This is a genomic window from Lelliottia jeotgali (assembly GCF_977070485.1).
Genome location: NZ_CDRVFO010000022.1, coordinates 1 through 17,276, shown reverse-complemented (window position 1 = coordinate 17,276; position 17,276 = coordinate 1). Strand labels below are relative to the sequence as shown.

7 protein-coding genes and 1 tRNA gene are annotated in these 17,276 nt (G+C 58.8%); 4 read left to right on the top strand and 4 right to left on the bottom strand.

The annotated features are described in order from the left end of the window. Positions 1 to 65: 65 nt before the first annotated feature. From ACW4TB_RS24265 to ACW4TB_RS24255, 3 genes are all read right to left on the bottom strand, one after another. Positions 66 to 2,966 carry a hypothetical protein gene (locus ACW4TB_RS24265; protein WP_455828671.1) on the bottom strand — a complete coding sequence of 967 codons (2,901 nt, stop codon included), beginning with the start codon at positions 2,964 to 2,966 and terminating at the stop codon, positions 66 to 68. A gap of 1 nt (position 2,967) precedes the next feature. Then, entirely contained in the window at positions 2,968 to 5,433 is a 2,466-nt protein-coding gene (locus ACW4TB_RS24260) for a hypothetical protein (protein ID WP_279930308.1), read from the bottom strand. 87 nt (positions 5,434 to 5,520) lie between these two features. Then, on the bottom strand, positions 5,521 to 7,347 hold the full coding sequence (locus ACW4TB_RS24255) for a hypothetical protein (protein ID WP_279930306.1): 1,827 nt from the start codon (positions 7,345 to 7,347) through the stop codon (positions 5,521 to 5,523). 142 nt (positions 7,348 to 7,489) lie between these two features. Here ACW4TB_RS24255 and ACW4TB_RS24250 point away from each other — a divergent pair, with 142 nt between their 5' ends. The 4 genes from ACW4TB_RS24250 (at position 7,490) to ACW4TB_RS24235 (ending at position 17,106) form a co-directional block, all read left to right on the top strand. Next, complete coding sequence (locus ACW4TB_RS24250) at positions 7,490 to 8,155, top strand: hypothetical protein (RefSeq protein ID WP_279930304.1); 666 nt, start codon at positions 7,490 to 7,492, stop codon at positions 8,153 to 8,155. Between the two features lie 2 nt (positions 8,156 to 8,157). Next, positions 8,158 to 13,248 (top strand): RHS repeat domain-containing protein, encoded by a 5,091-nt coding sequence (locus ACW4TB_RS24245; protein ID WP_279930301.1) that lies wholly within the window; start codon positions 8,158 to 8,160, stop codon positions 13,246 to 13,248. 297 nt (positions 13,249 to 13,545) lie between these two features. Next, positions 13,546 to 15,981 (top strand): fimbria/pilus outer membrane usher protein, encoded by a 2,436-nt coding sequence (locus ACW4TB_RS24240; protein WP_279930299.1) that lies wholly within the window; start codon positions 13,546 to 13,548, stop codon positions 15,979 to 15,981. A 45-nt stretch (positions 15,982 to 16,026) separates the two neighbouring features. After that, entirely contained in the window at positions 16,027 to 17,106 is a 1,080-nt protein-coding gene (locus tag ACW4TB_RS24235; protein ID WP_279930297.1) for a fimbrial protein, read from the top strand. A 93-nt stretch (positions 17,107 to 17,199) separates the two neighbouring features. On the opposite strand, the gene ACW4TB_RS24230 is transcribed toward ACW4TB_RS24235, so the two are convergent. Beyond that, positions 17,200 to 17,275, bottom strand: a tRNA-Gly gene (locus tag ACW4TB_RS24230). Between the last annotated feature and the right edge of the window lies 1 nt (position 17,276).

Genomic DNA, 17,276 nt, shown 5'->3' with positions numbered 1-17,276 from the left:
GATTTTCCGAAAGGCGTAGTGGAGTGCTCACCTCAGCGCCCACGTGTGCCGAGGTGAGCCCATGCTTAGCGAATGGAAAGTTTCAGGACGTCCCGATGGGTTATTCCTTGCCTTTCTTCTTCCGCCGTAACGGCAAACGCAAAGTTCAGCGGATGCTCGTTGCCCTCCTCATCCAGCAGCGTAAATACCAGGTCCTTTTCAAGTACCTGGCGATAAGCCGGGTCTTCCATCCCGCTCTGCAGAACGAAACCCGTGTCCCGCTGCAGGATGAGCATCAGTTGCCCAGCCCCCGGCTTCGCGCCTTGCACCAGCCTCGGCAGTACATACCCTCGCTGCTTCGCCATGCGGTAGAGCAGCCCGTCAAACAACAGTTCGTCGCGGACCCCGCCATCAAGCGACTGGAACGAGAAACCCGTGTAGCTGACAAAATCGTCGTCTTTGAGTGGTGGCGTCGACGACCCGGGCCTCCACGACCAACGTACACCCGATTTGTTATCGGCATCCCTGATGATCAAGCGTGCGAATTTGGTCACCCGGCCCTCCCTCAGGACGTGCTCAAGCAACCAGTTGTCAGTACTTTTGTCGACGTAAGCGAACTCATCCCCTTCGGACGGAGACTCATCCCCTGCCACGCGGGTACGCTTGAAGGAATAGAGCTCCTGTGTGAAGGAAGGCAGGACCTGCCCCCGCAACTCCAGCCTGCCTTTCTCGCCAAACCTCGCCGATGTCACTGTCTTAGCCGTCAAGGTATTCTGTATCGAGGCAATAACCCTGATAATCCCTGGCTTACGGGAATGGAGAAAGAACCGGCGGGTTCTGGCCTGCAAGGGCGCGCTCGACTCACCCTTTACAGCAGCTTGTACAGCAGCTTGCCTGTGGATGTTGTTTGCATCCCTGTTTACCGCCCAGCCTCCATACCCTTGATCATCGCTGGCCAAGGCTTCTTCCAGCGGCGCGAGGAAGGGTAGATCGTTATTGCTGTCGAGATCCAATAACTTCAAAGTTGCCATATCGGCGTCGGAGATGTCGACCGGTTGATCATTGTGATCATTCGAAGCTGCAACGGTCACCTCGACTTCTATCTGCTGCCAGCCGTTGGCGAAGCACTGGGGCGCACCGAGGGCTCTAAGTTCAAAGGTGCCGATGGCCTCCCATGACAACAGCCCGGCTGTTGCCTGCCGGCCTTCGCTGAACTCCACGATGGCGTAGCCGGTGCGCTCCACACCGTCAAACGCAGTGACCACCGCAATAGGTAATTGTGGGTTGTCCGGAGGCATATACACGTTGCCATCGAACTCACCCTCCCCATTCACAGTCCAGGTCATAGCGCTGCCCAGGTCTTGCGACAAGTCTTTGGACATCACGGTGAACTGCGTGGGTTGAACCGAAAGCGCTTGGGCCACGTGGAACGGAACCACATTCAGGCCTGCATGCCATCTGATCACTACCACCGCAGCTTCAGCGCTTTCTCCGGTCATCCGATTGGTGCAACGGATTCGCTGAACCCTGAAATCGACCGCGCCACTAGGCGGATAGGGCGTGAAAATGGCTCGACCGTCACCCCTGTCATCAAGGTCACCAATCGGCTCGTCCAGCGTCTGAACGCGTTGTTCACCCCCCGAAAGAAGCGCTGCGCCCACCAGCGTCCATTCCAGCCTGCCTGCCTCGACACTGGAGGCGCGGAGCTCGATCGGGTCTTCACCTTGCACCCAGGTGGCAACACGCGGTGCAACCTGCACCGCACGGGCACTTTCCATCACCAAGGCGTGGCTGCGCCCCTCGCCGCCTGCTTCAGGCGAGGTGGCGGTCACCAGCACCATCTGCTGGTCCTCGACGAAACTGGCTGCAGGGCGCGGGCTGTAGCTGGCACCCCTGAATGAGCCGATCGCCGCAGGGCGCTTCAGGTTGATGGCCGACCACTGCACCGGGCCAGTTGCGCCATCGGCAGTGAACGCGATGGTCTGTCCGGCTACGACTTTCGCGAGGGCGGGTTCGACCGTTACGGCGTGCTGTTTTTTCTGCCAGTCGCCGGGCACGACAAGATCGGCTCCGGTTTTTGGTGCCCCTGGAACGAACTCATGGCCACTGGGCAGGCTGAAGGTCTTCAGTACATCCTTGAACTGCCCCGCCCCCAGATCCGCGATATCAGGAACGAGGATCAGGGTACCCGGCAGACCGGCCGTATCCTCGGCGATCGGATAAGGGAAACCGATACCTGGGTCTGGCTGCCCCCCTGGGCGCAGGTCAATCCCCAGCTTCATGAAGACCAGCACCGCACCGTCTCCATGGCGAGGGCTACCTTCGCTTTGCCCCCACGGGGCCGGCATGGTACGCACCATGAACTGGTCCGGGCTCAACGGGTAGTAATCGTCCATGACGAAACTGCCCAGGGTATAGGTGCGCTGGTAAACCTGCATATAGCTGATCGCTTCCTGCAGGCGAAGGCCGATCATGTTGTTGACATAATCGTTTGGCCCCAGGTTGGTGGAAAACTTGACCGCACTGGCAAGATTCAGTTCCAGCAAGGTGAACCGGCTCCCCTTCGGCCGGCCGACCCGTAATGACAACGGGGCTTCGACGCGAAAACCCATGGCCTCGGTTATGGTGAAGCTCTCCACGACGCGTTTGGGGCTGCCTGGCAGGTGCACAACTCGCATGTATTCACCTGCGAGAATGTTCATCCGCAACGTCAGGTCCTGGCTGAACCGCGTCGCATTTTCGAAGCTGACCTGGGGCGCGCCCAGTACCAGCCCTTGCAACGAAACGCTAATTCGCTCTCCCTCGTCGAGGTAGGCCTCCAGATTGATAGGGTCCATCGCGCCGAAATTACCGAGAGCGTCGAGGTACTGTTCGCGAAGCACAAGGTCAAGGAGCCGGCGGTCCAGGGCAAGCACGCCCCCCCACCCGAGACGCACCGAATCTTGCAGATTTGTTTGCAAAGTCGCCTTCTTCATATCACGGTCCATCTCAAACCTCCTTGATGGCTTGATTGAGGATATCGGCGTAACGCCGCACCGGAACGAATGGCAGCGGCAAAACGACGTAGTCGAGGGTATCGGGAGAAACCCCGTCGTCGTAAAATGCCGATATGATCACGTACTGCTCGTCCGCATCGGGCGCGGGCGTGTAGACCCGGGTATCCTGGTCGACGGTTCCGCTGCCGCGCAGCACTGTCCACTCGACAGGCTCGGGTACCTCAACCTTTTCAAAATTACGGTTGAGCCTGTAGAACGGCAGCGCGACGCTGCCACCGCTCCTGGCTTCTGGCTCCAACCAGTAATTGGGGTTCTTGGCGCCAACCACCAGCATGTCGATGGTCGCAGCCGCACCTCCGGCAGCCGGGCGAACGGTGACCGGGTCCAGGCGCAGCGCGCCGGCGTGTAGCGGGTCTAATGGGGCAGGAGTGGGCAGTCTCACCGGCGCGGTATACTTGTAACCTTCAGGGTTCAGCGGATCGTTATCGGGGCCGACGTTACCCAGCTCGGGGTCGTCCCATCTCAGGGCGGCAGAATCTGGCGTGCCCGCACTCAGTGAATAACTTTGGCCCACATTGACCACCGCTACCCATGGGTTCACCGTGACCTGGCTTGGCACAACGCTAACCAACGCCCTGCTCACCAGTTCGCCACTGGTGGCCGTCACGATCAACCGGCGGTAGCCTTCAGCACGCAGCGCATCATCCGATGGCGCCGTATATCGCCCCGTCGATGGATCGTTGAACGCCCCAGTTTCGCCGGTTTCGCCCGGGAGGTTTTCCACTTTCCAGGTGACACCACCTGTTGTACCGTCGGCGGTGAACTCGATCACCTGCCCGCTTGCAACGATGGGTTCCTGAGGGCTTATAACCAGCGTGGTGCGCTTGGGCGCCAGGTTGCCGAGCAGGGTCAAGTCGGTCGGCATGGCCACGTCGCGCGGTTCGACGACGTTATCGCCACGGAAAAGCAAGTTGTTAAGACGCAACGCGTCGATTTCGAACGTGATATTCTTGAAGTCGTCGAATCGCGCTTGATACCGTGGGTGCAGTATGCCCTCCAACTCAGCTTCTATTTCTCTTGCCATGTCACGCCAGCGATCTTTGTCTGAGCCGCTACCAATATCAATGGTAAACTCCGCAGACAAATCGAACTGCTCCAATTCAAAAACCAACTTCGCCTGCCCATCCACCTTCCTGATTACAAACTTAAATCCTACATCAGCCTTTACATCCGCATAGACACCAAACGAGTCTGACCCGCTCCCCCACTTCCCCGTCCAGGTAGCAGCAACCGAACCAATACGCGCGCTCGAAACAAGTGTTCCCTTCAACGACCTCTGCTCGAACAGCAACTCATTGCCGCTGGAAAAAAGTACAGGAGAAAGATTATCGAGTTTCAAATGAGTTTCCCAATACTCCGACCCCATCCCCCCACTTCTTTTTTTTGCCAACGAAACCGTCTCATTGGCGACAACCTCTGAATTGGCCACAAGTTTAAAGCGTTCGCCGGCCAATGCTTCTACATCAAATCGTCCTTTCGTCATTTCGAGCTGTTCAAAACCCAGCTTAAAAATTTGATTGGCCAAGAATTTATTCGAAAAAACCAGGTTACTGGTATACGGCTCTGGGGCCTCAGGCAACATGTACAGCATCGCCGCATCATCATGGGGGTAAGTGCCGGCTTCACTGCCTTTCATGGCAACGAACACAACCACTGCGCCGTCACCATAACCCTCACTGCCGAGCACAGTCGCCCCAGGGGCAGCATGGGTGAGAAGACCAAAGACACCAGGATTGATAGGCGACCCCTCGTCAACGACCATCTCGCTGAGCGGGAATTGGGTGATTCTTTCATTTTTTTCATTCCAGGCGTCGAACACGTTCTGGAAATACAACCCCAAGCGCTGCTTCTCAAACTCAGTGCCCCCTCCACTGAACTGATGGTCGAATGCGTCATTCAAATCAAGCAAGACTTTGCCGCTACTGTCAACCGAGCCTGCCACGGCCTCCAGCCTGATATTCATATCCAGTAAACCGCGCGTGGCAGCGTTATAAACCGTCAGGGCTCCAACGCGCCTGACAGGTTTACCATCGAGGAACTTTTCGCTCACTTCGATGTGCTTACCGCCCACCAAGCGCATCTGCAACTTGCCTTTCGAGTCCTGGATACTTGCGTTTTCGAAAGACAGCCGTGGCTTGTCAAGTATGAGGCCTAGCAAGACATGCTCGATGCCATTACCTACATCAACGCTGCCATCGGGTAGCGCAGGGAAGAACACATCTTCGATATCGACCCGGTCAATGTATTCCTGCGTCAGCAGGGCATTGGTAGCGCTCCGGTCAAACACCAGCAGCGCATCCCACTTCAGGGTTTTTGCACCCTTGTCCATTTCGGCAAGAAACTCCTCAAGCGATTGAGCGCTGATGGCTTGAGTCAGTACAGGAATTTTACTGTTCATCAGAGTTGATCTCCATGTTCCATGTTTTCATTAATGCAACGTCAGGCCGCCGGCGAGCTTGCCCGGCCGGGCCTGTTTCAAATTCGCTTACATTGACTTTTTCGGAGTAAGCAGTAGCGGCCTGAGCGAGTGCCAACTGTCGCCTTTATCGAAACTTACTTTCCCGTTAACGGTGTACTGCCTGTTGTCTTCCAAACCGTTATAAACAGCAACACTCAACCACTGCTGTATCCGTCGATTGCCATGTTCGCCAGCCGTGACAGGCACCCCATTACGTAATACCGCGCCGCTTTCAATGGCCAACGTGAAGGGCTGGCCTGGCGCAGCGAAAGGCCAGAGCAGCGCCCCGGATACCTCGAGCATTGCACCGTTCTGGGTGAGTTTGGAGCGCCGAAGTTCGCCGTTGTTTTCCGCTTGCGGGCACGTGATGTTGCTATCGAAAACCAGCGGCTGGACGCGCAAGTCCACAGCGGTGGAGGGCGCCGAGCGCACGCCATTTTCATCGACAATGTGGTAGAACACGGTGAAACGCCTGCTGTTATTCGCGCCGGGTTGATGCATGTTCGCGGCGACAACGGAGGGGTCTATCTTGAATCGTCGGCCGCCTTCTTCCACCGGTGTGTCGGTAATCTGCTTGCCGTTTTGCTCATAACCGTCCCAGTGAACCTCAAAGTGTTCGCCTGGGCGCAAAGGGATATCAGGCACCGTTACATAAGCCCCGAGAATTGCGTAGTCCGCCAATAGCTTTTGCTTGCCCGGCCCATCCTCTTGGGCACGTTCAATGGCCGGTGCGGCAAGGCTGCGAGCCGTTTCAAACTCGACCTCCAGGCTATCTGAAGTCAACGCATGCCCAGCACGTGCTACCTGGTAGAACACTTGATGGTCACCCGCTACAAGCAGGCTTGCGTCAACCCGAAATACGGTTTCATCGCCTTCCAGGCTACTCGCATCCATGCGAGCAAACTGCACCGCAGGCTCGATCTGGGCGGGGCTTTTCCAGTGCAGCAGCAAGTAGTCGCCCGCTTGAATACCCGGATATGAAGGTATGCGAACAGTTACTCCATTGGGGAACTTGCCAGGGTCGAGCGGTGTGCCCGTAAAGCCATCGACTTTGGGTTCGGGCAACAGGTCGACCGGGCTCGGCGCCCTTGCTACCGCCATTTCCTGCACAGGCGATTCAATTGTTTCACCATTACCGGCCAGCGTGATGGTGTACTGGAACTCCACCCGTCCATCCCGCACGTGCATGAAATGCGACTTGTCGACTTGCCATTGCAGAGGCTCAGCCAGGTTGGTCTCGGTCACTTCGTAAACTTCGCTCGCCGGTGGTATTACTTCCTTGCCAGCAGCCTGAAACTTGCGCGCCACCAGCTCGATGCTGTCGCCAACCTGCAAGGCCCGGTAGCGTGGCGCAAACAGGCGCACACCCTCAGAGTTCAGATCCGAAGCAACAATCACACGATCATGCGACTCACGTGCCTGCGCCACCGATAATGTTTCGGCACTACCACTACGGTCGCGCAAACCCAGGTAACAAAAGACCCGCATTGAATCCGGCGTGGTCTCTGCTGCGTTATCAACCTTATAAGATAAAAATGCCCACCCACCGTCGAAGGGTTCAACAAAACGATTGGTAACGCTTGCCACCATCGTTTTTGTCGTGTCGTAGTCGAAAGGCACTTCACGCATTGCGTCAAGTTCATCAAAAGGGGTGCCGTCTGCAGCGACGCCGCGCCAGATCGGATAAATATGTTGACCAAACCTGATATCCGCATCCGTGATGACAAATTCCAGGTTTGCACCGTTCATGTTTTTGACATCAATTTCACCCCACGCATTTTGCGTTGGGATTTCAGGGGCGGGATTGTGCGGGGACTGTTCAGCCCGCTCTTCCAGTGTGCGTTTGGGCGCCATGAACATACTCCAAGGGGATTCGAGATGCCCTTAGTTGTACGGCTCAACACCGCGGCTGGCTACTGGCAGAAATAACAGGTAGCACTCGCCCGCCAGGCACGCGGGCACCTGTTAATTCTGACAGGTGTCACAGCACGGCAAGTTGAATAAGCTCCAAACAGGCAGCACGCCACCATGGCCCCAGCGATTCACATCGATTCTTTCTTATGTCTGTTTAAATAACCTGAACAGGGAGCCCAAAAAAATGAAGCACTTACATTACCGTCGCCTCGCCGTCACAACGGCCATCAAACGAGCAATGCTGGCTGCACCTTTGCTTTTAAGTGGGGTTGTCGCCCATGCCGCAACCCAGGCGGACCCAACGCCCATCCTCGCGCTATACCAGACAGTGGAGAACAACACCGAACCTGCTTGCGGACTGGAGCTGCCCGCAACGGGCAGCGGCACTACCGTGAAACTGCTACCCAAAAAAGCTTGCCCAGCCAACGCCAGAGAGCCCCACGCAATTCGCATTCGAAACGTGCCGATCAAATCGACATTTCTGCTGACTGATAACGAGCGCTGCGAAAAGGCCAACAGCGCCTGGGTCGAACTCGACACCAGCCGCGCCAACGCTTCGCTGGAAAAACTGGGCATTGACAAGATCTGGACCTACGCGGGCAGCCCGGAGAAACCCGGTTACCTGACCAACAGCGGCCTCGATAGCAATGCACCCAGCCGCGGCTTCAGGATCATCGGTAAAGGCAACCCGGTCGCGCAGGGGGAACTTGCCTGCATCGTGGTTACCATGGCCCCAGGAGGCAATTGATCATGGTCAATTCTTCCGGGATACACAGCAACGCCACCAACTTCCAGAGCTTCGTGCAGAACCATGTCGACCAGCGTACCGGCCAGTACAACCTGGCCATTGACTTGCAAGTGCCTGCCGGCAACGACCTGACCGGCCCCGGCCTGCCCTTGCGCCTGTCGTACAGCCCGTTCGACAACAGTGACTCAGGCTTCGGCACCGGTTGGCAACTGGCGATGACCCGGTACGTGCCCGCCACTCAAATGCTTACCCTGCACACGGGGGAAAGCTTCAAAGTGACAGGTACCGGCCCGCAACCCACAATTCGCGAAAAGAAAATTCACAGTTTCAACTTTTACGACGACGGCGAAAACGGCAATGGCCCATACCGTGTAGAGCACAAGTCCGGCCTTGTGGAGATACTCACTCTGCAAGACGCGGTCAACCCCATCGCCCTGCCCGCCAAGGTCAGGGCGCCCTCCGGCCACGGGCTAACGCTCAGCTACGTCCCTGAGAACCGGCGGCTGGAAAAGATCATTGATGACAATGGCACGCTGCTGCTGGAGTTGAAGTACACCGACGGCAGGGTAACCATCGATACGCACCCCGGCGCCGGTGCCGACAACCTGCCATTCATGCGCTACATGCTGGAACTGAGAAACCGGGCATTGGTGGAGGTAAAACTACCCCCCGAAGTGGGCGGCAACTGGCGTTTCGGCTACACCACAGCCAGGGGCCTGACCTGCCTTGCAAAAGTGTCCACACCTTCAGGCGCCGTGGAGGAGGTGCGCTATGGCGAGAACGACGACCCGGGCCACCTGCTGCCCGGCACGCGACCTCAAAGAGTGCTGCCACGGGTCACCACTCATGAAGTCAAACCTCGCGCCGACCAACCGCCGCTGAAAACAACCTACACCTACACGCACTTCGATGAGCAAAACAACATCGAGGTGGCGCACAGTTTTGTCGGCAGCAACAGCGATGTCAGCTGGCGTGACGACGGCGAGGACAACCTGTACCGGGCGAAATCCAGCTACCGCTACAGCGTCACCGCTCATTACTGGAAAGCGGGCAAAGTCGCGCGCAAACAGACGCAGACATTCAACCGCTACCACCTGTTAACCAAGCAAACGCTTGAAGAAGATGGCCATATCGAAGAGACCGAAACCGTCTTCCATGAAAGCCCTGGCAACAGTTTCGACGATCAACCGCGCTACTTCCAGCTGCCCAAAACCATCACAAAACGCTGGACGCTGCGCGGTGACGCCAGCAAACTGCACCTGGAAACCGCGACCACCGCGTATGACGATTACGGCAACGTCATCGAGGAGCAAGCCCCCACGGGTGTACGCGTCACCTACGAGTACTATGACAAGGACGGCGAGAAGGATGGCGATACCTGGGCCTGCCCGCCCGACCCGCAAGGCTTTGTACGCAACGTCAAATGCAAGACGGTTTACCCCGTGCAGGGTTTGCCCGGCGAAGCCCCCGTCCAACGGACCCGGCTGACCTACAAGGCCTACCCGGCGCTGTCCAGCCTTGGCCAAGCGAGCGAATGGCTTGCACCTTGTGCAGAACAGGTGCTGCAAGTGTTCGATGCCGGCCAGCCCGGTGAGCGCGAACAGCTGCTGATAAAGGTAGAGCGGGCCTACCTGAACATGCCTGACAATGCCTTCCTGCACGGCCGCCCGAGCTACCAGGTGACCACCCGCTACGGTGAAGACAGCACCAACCCGGTACGCCGGGCCATTGAAAGCCGCACTTCACGTATCGAATGGGAGTACCGCAAGGTCGTCGACAAGGAACATGGCCTGGAATACTGGACCGATGAAACCGTGTCCGGCTTCGACCTGATGCAGAAGGCCACGAGCATGGCCGTGTCTGGCCTGCATGGCCAGAGCGTGTACGAAGAAGATGACACGGGTAACAGCATTCGCCGCCGCTACGACCCGCTCGGCCGCGTGATGGAGGAAACCGTGGCGCCAGGCCAGGGCGTGGACGAGGCCAAGGTAATCCATGCCTACGGGCTTGTCACCCATCCTGAAGAAGGCGCTGCCGGGCTGGCCTGGCAGTCAGTCACTGGAAGTACGGGCGTGAGCACCTTCATAACGTTCGATGGCTGCAGCAGGGTGGTGAAAGAAGAGCGCGAAACGGACGCCACCGATACCGCGCCGGGCACTGACAATTCGCGGCAGCGTAAAGTGGTTGCGCAGCGCAAGTACGATGAACTGGGCCAACTGAGCGAGGAAACCGCCTTCGACTACTACGACGGCAAGACCCTGACGCTGACCTCCACCTTCGAATACGATGCCTGGAGCCGGCTGCGCAAGACCACCTTGCCGAACGGCGCTACGCAGCACAGTGAATACTCGCCATTTGGCGAAACAGGCGACATCGTCACCCACTGGGTCGAAACAGCGGACAAACCTGGTGTTCGCCAGCAGCAGCAGGTTACCGAGAGCAATCGCTTCGACAAACTGTCGAGTCGGTATCGGCTGGACGACGCAGGCCAGACCATTGGCCGACACGATTTAAGCTACGACGGCCTTGGCCGCTGCATCAGCGACGATCACACCTTCAAACGAAACGGCAGCCCTGTCAGACGAATCAACAAGTACGCCTACGACGCCGAAGGCCGCGTGACCCGCACCGAACGGCCCGACCAATCGGCAGTGCTCAGCCAGTTCGCGCTGCACAGTGCTGCCCCATTGGCCGAACAACTGCTGGTCGAGCGGCGCAAAGGTGTTGAGCCCACCCTGGCCTGGCAACGGGGTTACGATGGTCTCGACCGGTTGAAGTCGCTGAAGGCTGGTTTGCAACAGGAAACCTACACCTACAAGCGCAACACCTCGCTGATAGAAACCCGCACCACTGCGCAGCGCACCTTCACCTACCACTACCGCCCCACGCGTTCCGCCCAACCCAACCAGATCGACGTTGATGACATAAAGAGTACGACGTTCGATTACAACACCAAAACCTCGGCCATCAGCACGGCCAGCGACGCACAAGGCGAGCACACCTATACCTACACCGATCAAGGCTACCTGCTGAAAACCGAATGGCAGGGCCAGGACGCCGCTGGCCACCACTGCGACTACCGCAATTCGTTCCAGGGCCTGCCATTGGGCTACACCGAAAGTGGCGGCGCGGAGGTGACCCACGACTACAACGAGCTGGGCCAGCTGAAACAGACAAGCCAAGGTAACCTGGTCGCAACGTTCGAATACGACAAGCTCGGGCGACTTTGGAAAACCACGACCCAGGACCTGGCCAACAACCAGATACTGTTGTGCGAGCAGACTTACGACGAAGTTGGTCGCGAGAAAAACCGCGAACAAACGCTCACCCGTCACGACGGCTCCACTGTCACCCAAAGCATCGCGCTGGCGTGGCAGGAAGATGACCAGCTGCGTACCCGCACCCTCACCCGTGACGGCCAACAATTGTTGGTGGAAACTTTCGACTACGATGCACTCGACCGGCTGGAGCAACACCAATGCCAAGGTACTACCCTGCCGCGCAACGCTGCTGGCCGGGCTATCAAGAATCAGTACTTCGTCTACGACGAACTGAACAACCTCATCGAGTGCTACACCGATTTTGCCGACAACGCATCGGACGAAGCCTTCTATACCTACGACGGCTTCATCCTGAAACGGGCGGAGCACTCCCTGCAGCCTGATTATCCGGCCAGCCAGGCGTTCGACCACGATGCCGAAGGCAACCTGTTGAACGACGAACAAGGCAACCAACTGGTGTACGACGACCATGGTCGCCTGAGCGAAGTACAACGGGCCAGCGATGGGCAACCCCTGTATCGCTACCGCTATGACGGCCATAACGACCTGATCGGGGTACGTCATGAGCAAGCCGCGGAAGTGTCGCGCCGTTACCAAGGCTACCGGATAAGCAGTACACGCGATGCCGACTTGCTCACCGAGTACCTGTACGCAGGCGACCGCCCTCTGGGGTTGCAACGCCCAGGCCAAACCGCAGACAACCGGCTGTACGCGACCGACGCGGCAAACAGTGTGGTGGGTGAATGCAGCCGTGATGAACTGCACGATAACGCGTACACCGCCTATGGCGATTCACCGGACAACGACCAACTGGTGGGCCTGCTCGGCTTCAACGGTGAAGCCCGCGAACTAGCCTTGGGCTGGTCGCTGCTGGGGCGCGGCTACCGTGCCTACAACCCTGGGCTGATGCGTTTCCACAGCCCGGACACGGCGGCGCCAGAAGATGCCGGTATCAACCCGTATGTGTACTGCGGCGGCAACCCGGTCAACTGGCACGACCCCAGCGGTCACTACGGCATGCGGCACAGCGCGGAGGCGCCGTACGTTCCGCCCAAACCACTGAAGGCCAAGGCCGACTGGCGATCCTGGCTTGGCGTCGCCCTGGGTGCTGTCTTTGCAGTGGTCAGCTTCATGTTCCTGCCGCCGGTAGGCCTGACCATGGCATTCGCGTTTGGCGCAGCCAGCCTTGCCATTGACGCGGCCGCTACGGCGGTTTCTGTAGGGGCACTGGTAACAGGGAGCGCTGCGGCTAATGACTGGGCGTTCTGGCTGGGGATTGCCAGCGCGCTGAGTACGTTGGGGATCATGGCGTATAGCCGGCTGGGGGTGAAGGGGGTGGGCAAAACCGCCAGTGTTGTTACTAAACCCGACAGTGTATCTCCGAAGAACGTGCCGTTCGTGAAGGCTAAAAAAGGAGATATTAACTTCAAGATGCGTGTCTCCCAAACTGCTCCCGCACGGCTACAAACCAAGCGCAGAATAGCGTTGCCATTTACTGCTGATACTGCCACTCAAACAATGCCCACTGGTATGGGCGTAGACGCGTCTACACAGATGAAGCGTGTAACTTTCTCTGATGCAGACATATTCATCTCGCCACAATCCTCAATCAGTAGCACGGCTTCCACGGCTTCAAATTCTTCAATAGGCTCTTACCGATTAGAACAATTGTTTTCCGAACCTGCTACTTCCATTGCTCCCACACCAGCACCTCCCGGCAAAATGAGTCCCGGTTCCATGCTGGGTTACCAGCTCAATCCCGAAACTAGAAAATGGGAGCCTACATTCCGATCAAGCTATAGGCCTTTTTAGTAGCAACCCAGGCGGCCAGTTCATAAGCTGGCCGCTCTTTGATGAAACCGCCAATACCAAATACGGAATTATCCTGCTTAAAGTCAGAGTTTTCCTACATGCATCACTCGTCCGGGACCGTACCCTGCGCCCTGATTTTTCTCCCGATGAAGCCACAGAGTTCAGTCTCTGACAGAGACAAGGCCCTCAAGCTACAAATCCCCTAGGTGCCTGAGTATGCAAAAAACCAAACAGTGCCGGCAGTTGCCGATTCGCCTTCGCACAACCTTGTTTCTACCCATGGCAAGTTGCAGCCTCTTGTTTTTGCTCACTGATCAGGCCCTTACGGAAGAACGCCCGCTGCAATTCAACCCCAACTTCATGCGCCAAACTCCAGGCCACTCCAGCGACGCCAGCGTTGCCGCCCTGAGCACACTGGCCACCCAAGCTACCCTGGCGCCCGGCCGCTACCAGGTTGAAGTGCTGGTCAACCTGGCCCCAGCGGGCAAGCATGAAATAGATTTCCGTGAACGCAGCGACGGCAAGGGCCTGGAGCCCTGCCTCAGCGCCAGCCTGCTGCGAGAGCTGGGCCTGCGTGAACAGGGCCTGGCCGAGCCACTGCCCAGCGACGAGCGCTGCGTCGACCTGCCCGTACTCGTGCCCGACGCCACCTATGACCTGGACCCCGGCCAACTCCAGCTCGCGCTGTCCATCCCGCAGATCGCCCTGCGCCGCGATGTGGCTGGCAGCGTTGCACCCGAGCGCTGGGACAACGGCATCAATGCCGCCTTCGTCAGCTACCAAGCCTCCGCGCAGCATTTCAGCGGCAAGACCGGCAAATCCAGAAGCAACCAGGACCTGTACCTCAACGGCGGAATCAACCTGGGCGGCTGGCGACTGCGCAGCAGCCAAAGCTGGCGCGACGACGGCGAAGGCCAGGACTGGGTGCACTTCAACACCTACGCCCAGCACGACCTACCCGGCCAATGGGGCACGCTGACCCTGGGCGAAACCTTCAGCAACGGCGATGTGTTCCGCAGCCTGCCTATCAAAGGCGTACAGCTGGCCACCGACATGGGCATGCTGCCCGATGTGATGCAAAGTTACGCGCCAGTGATCCGCGGCGTGGCTCAAAGCCGGGCCAAGCTGGAGGTGCTGCAGAACGGCTACCCGATCTATTCCACCTACGTTGCCGCCGGCCCTTACGAAATCAACGACCTGGGCATCGGCGGCGGCAGCGGCGACCTGGAAATCGTCCTCACCGAGGCCGATGGCCAAGTGCGCCGTTTCATCCAGCCCTACTCCACCCTCAGCAACCTGCTGCGCGAAGGCGTGTGGCGCTACAACCTGGTGGCCGGGCGCTATGACGGCGCCGACGGCATCGACAACCCCGCACTGTGGCAAGCCACCCTGGCCCGCGGCGACCAGTGGGGCACCACCCTGTATGGCGGGCTGTTGGGCAGCGAGTACTACGATGCCGCCAACCTTGGCATCGCTCGCGACTTCGGCACCCTTGGCGCAGTGTCGCTGGACGTGACCCAGGCGCGTACCGACCTCGGCGAGCAAGGCGGCCAGGTGCAAGGGCAGAGTTATTCCGTGCGCTACGGCAAGGCCTTTCAGACCGGCACCAGCCTGCGCTTCGCCGGCTACCGCTACTCCACCGAAGGCTATCGCGAGTTCGACGAAGCCGTGCAGCAGCGCAATGCCTCCAGCCGCTATCAGGGCAACCGCCGCAGCCGCCTGGAAAGCTCGCTCTACCAGACGTTCGGCAACCGCAACTCAATGAGCCTTACCCTTTCCCAGGACGATTACTGGGGCACCAACCGCCAGCGGCGCCAGTACCAGTTCCAGTTCAATACCCAGTACCGCCGGGTCAGCATCAACCTGTACGCCTCGCAGTCGTTGAGTGACGACCGCGGCAGCGACCGTATCGTTGGCTTGGGGGTCACCATCCCGCTGGGCTGGGGCACCTCAACGAGTGCAAGTTTCGATGTGCAGGAAAGCAATGGCCACTTCAGCCAGCGCGCCACCTTGAACGGCGGTTCTCAGGACAACCGCCTGAGCTACCTGGCATCGCTGGCCAACGATGAACAGCAGCACAAGACCGCCTCGGCGTCAGTGGGCTACCAGACGCAGAAGGTAAACGTGGGTGCCGGCTACACCGAAGCGGATGAGTTCCGCAGCGTTTCGGTCAATGCCAGTGGCGCGGTGTTGGCGCATGCCGGCGGCATCGTGCTGGGGCAATACCTGGGCGAGACCACTGCGCTGGTCCATGTGCCCGATGTGCCCGGCGTTGGTGTTGACAACGTGCCCGGTGGTAGCACCGACAGCAGTGGCTACATCCTCGCCCCACACGTGCGCCCCTACCGGGTCAACCAGGTAACCCTGCAAACCGACCAACTCGGCCCGGATGTGGAAATCGAAAACGGCGCCACCCAGGTTGTCCCCCGCCGAGGCGCAGTCGCCCTGGCAACCTTCAAGGCACGCCAGGTCAGCCGCCTGATCCTGACCCTGCAACATGCCGACGGCCGCCCGCTGCCCTTCGGTACCCAGGTCAATGACCAACAGGGCAAGCACCTGGCGGTAGTGGGCCAGGCTGGCCAGGCGCTGATTGCAACAGATGCACAGGCACAAACCCTGGAGGCGCGCTGGGGCGACCGCGCCGAACAGCGTTGCCGGTTGAAAATCGACCCGGCAACCATGCCAGAAGAGCAAGGCTACCGCCTGCAGACCTTGCGCTGCCCTACCCCATGACCCAGCCCGTGCGACGATGCCGCAGGCTTGCAACAGGAACCGACCATGCCCCACTTTTCGCGTTACTTCATCGGCCTCGCTGCTGCGGCGACGATGATGACACTGTCAAGCCAGGCCCATGCCCTGGGATGCGAATGGCCAACCACCGCAGGCCCGTTGCAGTTCACGCACAACCTCGCCGGTGTGAGCTGGGTGGCACGCGATGCACCCGTGGGTAGCAAAATCTACTCAGCCACTACCACTGGCGTACGAGGCCCCGGCTTTGCCTTGAAGTGCGACAACGACGGGACACTAAGCCTGACCGCGAATATGGGGACGCCATTACCTGTCGCCCCCGGTACCTTTCCCCCCGTCGACGGGAAGGATGTGACGGGCAAAGTGCTACAAACCACCATTCCGGGCGTAGGCCTGTATCTGGAGCTGGGCGGCTTCCTCAACGCAACGTCCAGCAACTCGTTCCAGGCAAACGACGGTGGTATCGGCGCCGTTCCCTATGTGGGTGAAAACCAGAGGAACATGAGGCCCACGTTCATGGAAATGACCAATCTCACCATCAAGTACATGGCCTTGATCAAGACCGGCCCCATACCGCCTGGCGTAAGTTCATTCAACCAGGAGGTCGTCAGGGGTGTCATCAGCGATGTAGGGGATGCCGTAAGACTGAACCTGGGCGGGCAAGTCCAGCAGGCTCAGTGCACGCTCAGGGCCGATGCCGTCAGTGCCAACCCGGTACAACTTGGCACCCACGAGATTGCCGACTTCACAGGCCAGGGCAGCACCAGCGATCCGGTTGATTTCTACATTACCCTCAACGACTGCGAGGACGACCCGGCAGGCAGCGTTGCCCGCGCGTTCATGCGCCTGGACGGCGTGGACGGCTCGGTGCCGGTGGACCGTGACCTGGGATTGTTCACCCTGACCACCGGCTCGAGCGCCAGCGGCATCGGTATCCAGGTGACGCGCAGCGACAATACCCCACTGAAACTCGAAGAGTTCGTGGATATGGTGCCCCTTAGCCCCGGCATTACGCGCCTCGATCTTCGTGCCCGGTATTACCAGACCCAAGCAACGGTGACACCCGGCGAGGCCAAAGGCGCATTGAACTTCACCATCGAATACCGCTAAAGGGCGGCCATGGCCGGGTAGCCATGGCCCCGCAATTTCGCAGGCAAAAAAAACGCACCAAAGGAACTTATAATTCCTTGGTGCGTTTTGTATTGGAGCGGGAAACGAGACTCGAACTCGCGACCCCGACCTTGGCAAGGTCGTGCTCTACCAACTGAGCTATTCCCGCA

What these genes read in the sequence shown, in the direction of transcription:
- ACW4TB_RS24265 (WP_455828671.1), bottom strand. Translation starts at nt 2,966, where the DNA reads ATGGACCGTGATATGAAGAAGGCGACTTTGCAAACAAATCTGCAAGAT.
- ACW4TB_RS24260 (WP_279930308.1), bottom strand. Translation starts at nt 5,433, where the DNA reads ATGAACAGTAAAATTCCTGTACTGACTCAAGCCATCAGCGCTCAATCG.
- ACW4TB_RS24255 (WP_279930306.1), bottom strand. Translation starts at nt 7,347, where the DNA reads ATGGCGCCCAAACGCACACTGGAAGAGCGGGCTGAACAGTCCCCGCAC.
- ACW4TB_RS24245 (WP_279930301.1), top strand. Translation starts at nt 8,158, where the DNA reads ATGGTCAATTCTTCCGGGATACACAGCAACGCCACCAACTTCCAGAGC.
- ACW4TB_RS24235 (WP_279930297.1), top strand. Translation starts at nt 16,027, where the DNA reads ATGCCCCACTTTTCGCGTTACTTCATCGGCCTCGCTGCTGCGGCGACG.